The following is a 9,067-nucleotide window of genomic DNA, read 5'->3' on the forward strand; positions in this document are numbered from 1 at the left end:
AGGAACCAAAAATATGATGCCATTACCCGAACCAGCCCTGAGCAGCGCGCTTGATGAAGAAACCGCACGTTCAGAGCTTTATGGGCTTCTAGCCCAGGTGTACTATGCGCCACCAGCTCCTGAATTTCTAGCAAATCTGCGGCTGTCTGGCACCGAAGCGCCTGCTGCTGGGGCCTTTTTGGAAGAGCCCTGGCGCGCCCTGGTGGGTGCGGCGCGTGCGCTGACCGACGCTCAAATTGCCGCTGAGTTTGAGACCCTGTTTGGTGGCGTAGGCAAGCCCGAGGTGTACCTGTATGCCTCGCACTACCTCAGTGGTTTTTTGAACGAAAAACCCTTGGCACGTCTGCGCACCGAGCTCAACGCACTGGGGCTGGCGCGTGACGAGGCCATGTCTGAGACCGAAGACCACATCGCTTACCTGTGCGAGGTGATGCGTTACCTGATTGCCGGTGACGACGTGGCGGTGGCCAACCTGACTCGCCAGCAGTCGTTTTTTGCCACCCACATGCAGCCATGGACAGGTCTGCTGTGCGATGCCGTGGCGCAGCACCCTAAAGCCAGTTTTTATGCCGCTGTGGCCGAACTGACCCGTGCTTTCATGAGTGTGGAAGCGCAAGGGTTTGACATGTTGGCTTGATGCCAAGCCAGCAGAAATTGCCTGTTTTTTAAGCACGACCCGCAAACCCAATGCCATCAAGGCTTGGCAGAGTTGTTAGGCCACTTGTCCACAACCTTGCCCCCGGATATGGGGACAAAGTAGGTTGTTTGTGGCTCAAGCTTTGTTCAGCGCTTGGGCCACTTGATCAAGTCCATCGACAGCGCGGTGCCCAGCAAAATGATTGCGCCGCACAGCAGCATCCAGCCCGTGACCACCTCGCCCAGAAACACCACGCCATAAAACACCGCAAACACCGGTATCAAAAACGTCACCGTCAGTGAGCCAGCGGCACCCACTTTGTCGATCAGCCGGAAAAACAGCACAAACGCCACCCCGGTGCACAGCACGCCCACCACCCCCACCGCCAGCCAGGCCGTGGTGCTGGGCGCCACCGCTGGCCAAAACCAATAGGCTGGCAGCGCCAAGCCCAGCGTTGCGCCCATTTGGCTGCCTGTGGCAATCACCAGCGAGGGCTGGCCGCTGAGGTAGCGCTTGGTGTAGCTGGCCGCCAGCCCATAGCACAGGCAAGCGCCCAAACACGCCAGCACGGCCCAGCCGGTCACCAACCCAGAGGCGTTGGGTTTGAAACTGGCCTTGCCAGAGGCCAGCATGGCCACCCCCACAAAACCAATCAGCAAGCCCAAAATCTTACCGCCATGCGGTCGGTCTTTCAGCCACAGCCAGGCCACCATTGCGCCAAACAACGGCACGGTGGCGTTGAGCAGGCTTGACAAGCCGGTGCTGATCGACAGCAGGGCAAACGCATAAAGTGCAAACGGTATGCCAGAGTTCAGCAGCCCCAAAAAGAAGATTTTTTGCCAATGCCGTTGCAGCACCGGCCATTGCCCGCGTGCCATCAGCAGCGGCAGCAACACCAGCGCCGCAATGCCCACGCGCAACCCCGCCGTGGGCAGCGCACCAAATTCAGTCACCCCGAGCCGGGTAAACAAAAACGACGAGCCCCAAATGGCCGCCAGCAGCACAAATTCAAGCAGCCAGGCGCTGGCGGGCAGGGCGCTGCTCAAAGCACACCTTCGAGTTGCAGCAGCGCCGTTTTGCGCGCCAGCCCGCCCGAATAGCCAGTGAGCGCGCCATGGGCACCCAGCACCCGGTGGCACGGCACGATGATGCTGATGGGGTTGCGCCCAATGGCGCCGCCCACTGCACGCACTGCGCGGGGCTGGCCCAATGTGGCGCTAAGGGCGCCGTAGCTGCACGTTTGCCCCCAGCCCAGCCCGAGTAAGGCGTGCCACACCGCTTGCCCAAACGCTGTGTCGCTGGTCAAACTCAGCGGCAAGTCAAAGCGCTGGCGCTGACCCGCAAAGTACTCGGTGAGCTGCTGGCAGGCGCTTTGCAGCACGGGGTGGGGTGTTTTGGCAGGGTTTGGCTGTGCCGGTGGGCAGTCGGTCTGGTCTTCAAACCACACGCCACACAACCCGTTCGCATGGGCTGCCAGCCGCATGGCACCCAGCGGGCTATTAAACGAGGTGGTCACGGCATCAATGGGTAATTTCATGAGGTCATTGTCTCGCAGACCGCACCAGTGCCACCGCACTCGGCCAAATGCCCGCCCAATAGATAATCTGCCCCCGCGCTGGCCAGCCATGCGGGCAGACCTTTCACCCCGGTACCTCTTATGCAAACCCATACCCCCATTCCACTCCAAGGCCAACCCATTGTCAGCGGCAAGCCGCCGCTGATCTGCACTCCGCTGGTTTCCATGGCCATGGTGCCATTCGTTTTGCCATGATTTTTTGAGAGCTTATAAAAATTGGCTTCAAGCCCTTATTCAGTAAGCGTAAATAGCTATCGAATTTGAATTATTTTGCATCCAATAAAGCGGGTGAGTTCGAAGCGCGTAACCCGACATTTTTTGCTCACGGGTTCTTGATTTCAGACCCGGCGCGCAGGTAAAACCACCAGTTCAGCACCAGGCATAGGGCGTAGAAGATGGCAAAGCCGTACATGGCGGTTTGCGGTGTGCCGGCCTTGATTTGCTGGCCAATCACCACGGGTGCAATGAACGCACCGTAAGCAGCTACTGCAGATGTCCAGCCCAGCACCGGGCCGGCTTGCTGGCGGTCAAAAATCACGCCCACAGTGCGGAAGGTGGAGCCGTTGCCAATGCCGCTGGCGGCAAACAGCAGCACAAACAGCCACATGAAGGTTGAGAAATACTGCTCTGGCGTGGCCGAGCCATAGGCTTGCATCATGACGTAGCCAGTGCCAGCGGAGGCCACCACCATGATGGCCGAGATGATTTGCGTGACGATGCTGCCACCCACCTTATCGGCAATCCAGCCGCCCACCGGGCGAATCAGTGCGCCCACAAACGGACCGATCCAGGCGTAGGTCAGGGCGGACGGCGCGTTGGGGTTTTTCAGCGTGTGTTGCATCACACCAGCGGCATCGGGCACGTGGCTGATGCCAAAGATGACCGAGATGGAGAGCGGCAGCGCCATGGAGAAACCGATGAACGAGCCGAAGGTCACCAGGTACAGCGCGGTCAATGACCAGGTGTGTTTGTTCTTGAAAATCTCGAACTGCTTGGCAATGTTGCCTTTCATTTCACCAAAAGCGGCCAGCTTCATGGCCAGCACCATCGCCCCAATGATCAGCGGCAGCGCTACCCACATGTTGAGCAGCCCCAGGCCACTGGGGGCAGGCAGGTACAGGTACAAGCCGACCACACCAATCACGCAGGTGATGCCCCACAGGTACAAAATTTTGCCCAAAGCGGCTGCTGTGCCACCGTAGTTGGGGGAGAGCGGCAGTAGGTTGTTCATGCCAAACCAGGCTGCAATCACCATGGGCAGCAACAACGCGGCCCAGACAAAGCCGGCGTTTTGAATGAATGTGGGAGTGCCTGCCAGAATTTTGCCCATGATCCAGCCACTGTCTTTGGCCAACACCATCGAGCCACCGGCTGCTGCGCCAAACACGCCAACCGTCATCACCAGCGGAATCAGCACCTGCATGGTGGTGACACCAAAGTTGCCCAAGCCAGCGTTCAAGCCCAGCGCTGTGCCTTGCAGGCGCTTGGGGAAAAAGCCGCTGATGTTGCTCATGGAGCAGGCAAAGTTACCGCCGCCAATGCCGCTCAAAAATGCGCAGGCTTGAAACACCCACAGTGGTGTGGTTTTGTCCTGCAGCGCCATGCCGGTCCAGATGGCCGGAATCATTAACAGCAGCGAGGTCAAAAAGATGGTGTTGCGCCCGCCTGAGAGGCGAATGAAGAATGAAGCTGGTATGCGAAACGTGGCCCCCATCAGGCCCGAGATGGCCGTCAGGGTGAACATGTCGGTGGGTTTGAACGGAAAACCCAAGTTGAGCATTTGCACCGTGATGATGCCCCACATCAGCCAGACGGCAAACGCCACCAGCAGGTTGGGGATGGAAATCCACAGGTTGCGGTTGGCAATGGCTTTGCCTTTGCTGTCCCAGAACGCGTTGTCTTCAGGTTGCCAGTCGACGATGTCGGCTTTGGAATAAGTGGGGGTGGCCATGGGGGTTCTCCAGGTTGGGTTCAGGCTTGGGCAGTGTCAGGGACGGGTTGTTGCATGTATTCTTTGGTGCGTACTTCAGTCCAGTACATCCAGATGAGAGAGACCCAGACCACGCCGTACATCAGCATGAAGGCGCTGGAGCGGATGCCCGTGATGTCCATCAGCGCACCAAACATGATGGGCAACAAAAAACCGCCCATGCCACCGGCCAGACCAACGATGCCGCTGACCGCGCCGATGTTGTGGGTGTAGTCATCACTGATGTACTTAAACACGCTGGCCTTGCCAAAACCCCAAGCCACGCCCAGCGTGAACATCAAAATAGTGAAGGTGTAAACATTCAGGCCAATATGAAAGGTTTGTGGACCATTCACGGTAGCTACGGTGAAATCGGTTTGCGGGTAGCTCAACAAAAACAGGCAAATCCAGCTCACCCACAGCACCCACCAGGTCATGGAATGCGCGCCATATTTGTCAGACAACCAGCCACCAAAGGCGCGCAGCACGCCGCCCGGCAAAGAGAAGCAGGCGGCGAGCAGGGCGGCGGTGCGAATGTCCAGGCCAAATTCACCCACGTAGTACTGCACCATCCACAAACTCAGTGCCACATAGCCGCCAAACACAATGCTGTAGTACTGGCAGTATTTGAAAACGGTTGGGTCTTTGAGGGCCGCGAGTTGTTTCATAAACGGCACTTGTTTGGCCGCATGGTGGGCTGGGTCGCTGTGCGAGAAAAACCAGAACATGATGACGGTGCCCAGCATGATCAGCGCGTACACCTTGGGCACCATGGTCCAGCCAAAACCGACCACCAAGGCCGGAGCGACAAATTTGTTGAGTGCGGCGCCCGCATTGCCCATGCCAAAGACCCCCATGGCAAAACCTTGCTGTTTCTTGGGGAACCAGCGCGCCACATAGGGTGTGCCCACCGAGAACGAGCCGCCGGCCAACCCGACAAACAGGCCGATCACCAGGTAGTGCCAGTAAGCAGTGGCGTAGGTCATCATCCAAATGGCCGGCACAGTGCAAGCCATCAGCACGGCAAACACAATGCGTCCACCAAACTTGTCCGTCCAGATGCCCAGCGGCACGCGGATGAGTGAGCCCGTCAGCACCGGCATGGCCATCAACAAACCTGATTGGGTTGAGTTCAGGTCTAACGCTTTTTTGATCGGAATGCCGATCACTGCAAACATCATCCAAACCATGAAACACACGGTGAAGGCGAATGTGCTGACGATCAGCACCGAGAGGGCTTGCCCTTTCTTGGTCATGTCAAAAACTCCTTTTGTTTGACAAGACTGTAGGTTTGACGGCCTTTAAAAGGTATTCCTCTGTGGAACGATTGGCGCTCTGCATTGGAACTATGAAGTCATGTTGACTTCTAGTTCTATTGAACTACGGGGTTCAGATACAACTGAAAGTGAATGTTTTTGAATGGCATCTTTAAGACTGTGCTGAGCTTGTAGTCGATAAAGCGTACTTTGCGTTGCAAATGTTCATTTACAATGAATCTTTATCTTTATGTCAGAAAGTTCATCATGAGCACTTGCGCTGCCGGTCATGTCACCCCTGAAGCTACATACCTGTTTGACGCACGCGGTGTGGCCAAACGTTTTCGTCATGCTGCCATTTTTGGTGCGCTCGATGCGCTTGAACCGGGCGAGACCATGCGTTTTTGCAATGACCATGATCCGCTGCCCTTGTTGCATCAATTGAACGCACGCTATGGGGATGCGGTGACTATTTCGTATGTGCAGCGTGAGCCGGGCGCCATCGTGATTGATTTCATTTGCGTTTCTGCTTGAATCTACGTCATTTTGAAGGACGCAAACCTAGGCTCTCAGGCAGCGGCTACCGCACCTGATCCGCCTCGGCTGGTGGGCGACCTGGCAGTTTGGCTCATCATCTTGGCTGAGTTGCTGACCTTTGGCATTTTCTTTTTGTCGTATGCGTTTGCACGCGCTTTGAATGTGGCGTTGTTCAATGCCTCACAAAGCACGCTTGACCTGAACTCTGGCACCGTCAACACGGTTCTGCTGATCACTGGCAGTTGGTGCGTGGTACGTGCTGTGCAGGCGGTCAAACGCGATGCGTCAGTTGTCGGAGCTCGCTGGCTCATGGCTGCCTTGGCCTGCGGCAGTGGCTTTGCGGTCATCAAGCTGATGGAGTTTTCGACCAAGACCGCTGCGGGCATTGACCTGTCAACAACCACGTTTTACATGTTCTATTTCTTGTTGACGGCTTTTCACTTTTTTCACGTGTTGGCGGCCATGGTGTTTTTGACGATTTTGTTGATCAAGACGCTTGCCGGACGCTACGGCAGCCACGATGTGCATGCCCTGGAGACTGGCGCAGCGTTTTGGCACATGGTTGATCTGCTGTGGATTGTGCTGTTTCCCCTGATTTACGTCATGCGCTAAAGGCTTGACAAGCACCCATACCCCCAAGCCCCCATGCCTTGAAACCTTTGAACACGATGAAATATTCAACTAACACACAATGGCTGCTGTTGCTGGCCGCCACCGAGCTGACGTTTTGGCTGGGTGAGTCGGGTCAACTGGGGCACGCTCGCATGGCCCCGGTTTTTGCCATCTTTGGCGTGTCGTTTTTCAAGGGTTTGGTGGTCATCAACGACTTCATTGAACTTCGCCATGCCCCCAAGCTGTGGCGCAATTTGCTGGTGGGCTGGCTGGGCTTTGTCATCAGCATGATTTTGTTAGCGTACTGGCTGGGTACGCGCTGACCCGCGCCGCGGGCTAGGTTCAACCGTCTTTGCCGTCACGGCGTGCTGTCACCAGCCAAGGGGTGTAGCGCCACATGAAGATTAAAAATGCAGCAGTCCAGGCAGATGCCGAAGCTACCAGCGCGTAGCTGTGCCACGCGGGCATCAGCAGCGGCAACAGAACCCGCAGCACGGCGGCCAGCATGACCAGCGCGTAAGCGGTGGTTTCTACCGCATCAACTTGCAGCGCACGCCCGGTGTGACCGCGTGATGTGCGCGTCATCATGCCAATGATCAAGCCACCGGTGGCGCCCACCGCCAGCGCGTGCACGCCGTAAGAGGCAGCGCCCCAACCCAATTGCGTCACGGCCAGCAAAGCCAAGCCACCTGAGAGCCAAAAATAGGAGAAGTGCAGAATCCAGACAATTGGGCGGCTCAGTGTGGCGAGCGGTTGCCAGCGCAGTTGCCGGCTTAAGTTAAGCACACTGGCCAGTGCCAATGCCGCCGCAGCCAACCCACTGTGCCAGTCTGTGACCCACAACGTCAACCCTGTGGCCGTGGCGGCCAAGGCACTGCGTTCCAGCCAGACCACAGGTTCGATTTTGATGTTCAGCGCGGTGGCTGTGAAAAATGGCACCACGCGTCCGGCCATCACGCATTCAATCATCACGATGAACCCCAGTGCGGCATACAAGCTGCTCATGGGTGCCAGGTCAATCAAACCATTGGCCGACAAATGGAACGTCAAGTTAACCACTGAGAGCAACAACAAAATAAGCGCCAGGGGCACGTTGCGCCAATTCTTTGAGCGCATCAGCAGGCGTAAAAAAATAAGCCCAATGACAGGCAACAGTGCCAAATCCAGGACTGCAAAAACAGCATAGGGTGCCACCAACGAGGCCACCCGTGCCGCCAGCCAAAGCAAGAACAACGCGCCCAAAAGTGACCCGCGTGGGGTGGCCAGGCCTGTCCAGGTTTTACCTGCAGTCATCAAGAAGCCCACGATGACGGCCGTAGCAAAACCAAACAGCATTTCATGGGCATGCCACAGCACAGTCGGTGGTGTGGGTGCCCATGTCACGGCACCCAAAAAAATGGCCACCCAAAGCGGCACAATCAGCGCCGCCAGCAAGCCGGCACCCAGATAAAAAGGGCGAAAGGCCAGCCTGAGCCACGGTAATCCGTAGGGCGCTGGTGTGGCTGGTGTTTGACCGAAGATAGGTAACGACATGCTTATTTTCCTGGGTGGGTGACGGCAAGTGCAGTGGGCGCTGTTGGGGTGTCATTCGGTGCGAGCTGCTGGTCGCCCCAGGCCATCCAGTCGTCGCCAAACAGCTCTGCCGGGTGTGGCGAGCGCTCATTGGCGCAGGCCATCGCATCGGTGGCACAAAATTGGTTGCAACCCCAGCAGATGCGTTCAGGGTTGGCAGGGTGAAGAGGGAACTTTTTGGCCATGACAGGTGGGCGGTGGCTGACGCATCAACGCAAGAAATGAAAGTTTGGTAAAGAGGAATATATTATGAATGTTATTTTAACTTCATAATAGTCATTCGTTATTCATCTTTTATTTTTACCTTTGATCTATGCGCCTGACCCAATGGACTGACTACAGCTTGAGAGTGTTGATGTACTGCGCCGCTTGCCTAGAGCGGGTGGCGCCGGTCACCATCACCGAGATTGCTGACAGCCACGGCATTTCGCGCAGCCACCTGACCAAAATTGTGCAAGAACTCGCAGCTCGAGGCTGGCTGGAAACCACGCGCGGGCGTGGCGGTGGCATGCGTTTATTGGTTGATGCGAGTGCGCTCACGTTGGGTGAAATTGTGCGTGCCACCGAGACCGATTTGACGATGGTGGAATGTTTTGATGCGGCGCAAAACCAGTGTCGTATGAGCGCACATTGCCGGCTAAAGAGCGTGTTAAATCAAGCCACGCAAAACTACATGGAGGTGTTGGACGGCATCACGCTGGCTGACCTTGTGGCACCGATGGCCAGCAGCACCGACATGTCAAACATGCAGCGAATGCCAATGATCCCCGGTATCCCCTTTTTTGAAAACTAAAGCAGTCCTTGCTCTGAGGCAATCACGGCGGCGTGAACCCGTGAACTGACCCAAAGTTTGCGCAAAATGTGTTCCAGATGAATTTTGTCGGTGGTTTCCACAATGCCATGTTCGC

At 56.6% G+C, this 9,067-nt stretch carries 12 protein-coding genes; 5 read left to right on the forward strand and 7 right to left on the reverse strand.

Going from position 1 to position 9,067, the window contains the following annotated elements; genetic code table 11:
* Positions 1 to 13 precede the first annotated feature (13 nt).
* On the forward strand, positions 14 to 637 hold the full coding sequence (locus PHT20_RS09120; RefSeq protein WP_301020271.1) for a molecular chaperone TorD family protein: 624 nt from the start codon (positions 14 to 16) through the stop codon (positions 635 to 637).
* Positions 638 to 783: 146 nt separating this feature from the next.
* Here PHT20_RS09120 and PHT20_RS09125 read toward each other — a convergent pair whose 3' ends face one another.
* From PHT20_RS09125 to PHT20_RS09140, 4 genes are all read right to left on the reverse strand, one after another.
* Complete coding sequence (locus PHT20_RS09125) at positions 784 to 1,683, reverse strand: DMT family transporter (protein WP_301020272.1); 900 nt, start codon at positions 1,681 to 1,683, stop codon at positions 784 to 786.
* Positions 1,680 to 2,174: a methylated-DNA--[protein]-cysteine S-methyltransferase gene (locus PHT20_RS09130; RefSeq protein WP_301020273.1), complete on the reverse strand. Its 495-nt coding sequence runs from the start codon at positions 2,172 to 2,174 to the stop codon at positions 1,680 to 1,682. The genes PHT20_RS09125 and PHT20_RS09130 overlap by 4 nt, the downstream gene beginning before the upstream one ends.
* A gap of 361 nt (positions 2,175 to 2,535) precedes the next feature.
* Positions 2,536 to 4,164, reverse strand: a complete 1,629-nt coding sequence (locus PHT20_RS09135) for an antiporter (RefSeq protein ID WP_301020274.1) — start codon at positions 4,162 to 4,164, stop codon at positions 2,536 to 2,538.
* Positions 4,165 to 4,184: 20 nt separating this feature from the next.
* Positions 4,185 to 5,438: a nitrate/nitrite transporter gene (locus tag PHT20_RS09140; RefSeq protein ID WP_301020275.1), complete on the reverse strand. Its 1,254-nt coding sequence runs from the start codon at positions 5,436 to 5,438 to the stop codon at positions 4,185 to 4,187.
* Between the two features lie 267 nt (positions 5,439 to 5,705).
* Here PHT20_RS09140 and PHT20_RS09145 point away from each other — a divergent pair, with 267 nt between their 5' ends.
* Genes PHT20_RS09145 through PHT20_RS09155 form a run of 3 tightly spaced genes read left to right on the forward strand, consistent with a single transcriptional unit; the run spans position 5,706 to position 6,910 of the window.
* Positions 5,706 to 5,972 carry a DUF2249 domain-containing protein gene (locus tag PHT20_RS09145; protein ID WP_301020276.1) on the forward strand — a complete coding sequence of 89 codons (267 nt, stop codon included), beginning with the start codon at positions 5,706 to 5,708 and terminating at the stop codon, positions 5,970 to 5,972.
* A 12-nt stretch (positions 5,973 to 5,984) separates the two neighbouring features.
* Positions 5,985 to 6,587: a cytochrome c oxidase subunit 3 family protein gene (locus PHT20_RS09150; protein WP_301020277.1), complete on the forward strand. Its 603-nt coding sequence runs from the start codon at positions 5,985 to 5,987 to the stop codon at positions 6,585 to 6,587.
* A gap of 56 nt (positions 6,588 to 6,643) precedes the next feature.
* Complete coding sequence (locus tag PHT20_RS09155; RefSeq protein ID WP_301020278.1) at positions 6,644 to 6,910, forward strand: cytochrome C oxidase subunit IV family protein; 267 nt, start codon at positions 6,644 to 6,646, stop codon at positions 6,908 to 6,910.
* A 19-nt stretch (positions 6,911 to 6,929) separates the two neighbouring features.
* Here the strand turns inward: PHT20_RS09155 and PHT20_RS09160 are convergent, their stop codons facing one another.
* Positions 6,930 to 8,120 carry an NnrS family protein gene (locus PHT20_RS09160; RefSeq protein WP_301020279.1) on the reverse strand — a complete coding sequence of 397 codons (1,191 nt, stop codon included), beginning with the start codon at positions 8,118 to 8,120 and terminating at the stop codon, positions 6,930 to 6,932.
* A 2-nt stretch (positions 8,121 to 8,122) separates the two neighbouring features.
* Positions 8,123 to 8,344 (reverse strand): DUF3079 domain-containing protein, encoded by a 222-nt coding sequence (locus tag PHT20_RS09165; protein WP_301020280.1) that lies wholly within the window; start codon positions 8,342 to 8,344, stop codon positions 8,123 to 8,125.
* Positions 8,345 to 8,472: 128 nt separating this feature from the next.
* Here PHT20_RS09165 and PHT20_RS09170 point away from each other — a divergent pair, with 128 nt between their 5' ends.
* Entirely contained in the window at positions 8,473 to 8,952 is a 480-nt protein-coding gene (locus PHT20_RS09170; RefSeq protein ID WP_301020281.1) for an Rrf2 family transcriptional regulator, read from the forward strand.
* On the opposite strand, the gene PHT20_RS09175 is transcribed toward PHT20_RS09170, so the two are convergent.
* A complete protein-coding gene (locus PHT20_RS09175; RefSeq protein WP_301020283.1) occupies positions 8,949 to 9,053 on the reverse strand; it encodes a hypothetical protein in 105 nt (34 codons plus the stop codon). The genes PHT20_RS09170 and PHT20_RS09175 overlap by 4 nt on opposite strands.
* Between the last annotated feature and the right edge of the window lie 14 nt (positions 9,054 to 9,067).

Source organism: Rhodoferax sp. (assembly GCF_028715765.1).
GTDB lineage: Bacteria > Pseudomonadota > Gammaproteobacteria > Burkholderiales > Burkholderiaceae_C > Rhodoferax.

Excerpts from the sequence above, each read along its gene's own strand:
- PHT20_RS09145 (WP_301020276.1), top strand. The coding sequence starts at position 5,706 with ATGAGCACTTGCGCTGCCGGTCATGTCACCCCTGAAGCTACATACCTG.
- PHT20_RS09140 (WP_301020275.1), bottom strand. The coding sequence starts at position 5,438 with ATGACCAAGAAAGGGCAAGCCCTCTCGGTGCTGATCGTCAGCACATTC.
- PHT20_RS09165 (WP_301020280.1), bottom strand. The coding sequence starts at position 8,344 with ATGGCCAAAAAGTTCCCTCTTCACCCTGCCAACCCTGAACGCATCTGC.
- PHT20_RS09170 (WP_301020281.1), top strand. The coding sequence starts at position 8,473 with ATGCGCCTGACCCAATGGACTGACTACAGCTTGAGAGTGTTGATGTAC.
- PHT20_RS09155 (WP_301020278.1), top strand. The coding sequence starts at position 6,644 with ATGAAATATTCAACTAACACACAATGGCTGCTGTTGCTGGCCGCCACC.
- PHT20_RS09135 (WP_301020274.1), bottom strand. The coding sequence starts at position 4,164 with ATGGCCACCCCCACTTATTCCAAAGCCGACATCGTCGACTGGCAACCT.
- PHT20_RS09130 (WP_301020273.1), bottom strand. The coding sequence starts at position 2,174 with ATGAAATTACCCATTGATGCCGTGACCACCTCGTTTAATAGCCCGCTG.
- PHT20_RS09120 (WP_301020271.1), top strand. The coding sequence starts at position 14 with ATGATGCCATTACCCGAACCAGCCCTGAGCAGCGCGCTTGATGAAGAA.
- PHT20_RS09160 (WP_301020279.1), bottom strand. The coding sequence starts at position 8,120 with ATGTCGTTACCTATCTTCGGTCAAACACCAGCCACACCAGCGCCCTAC.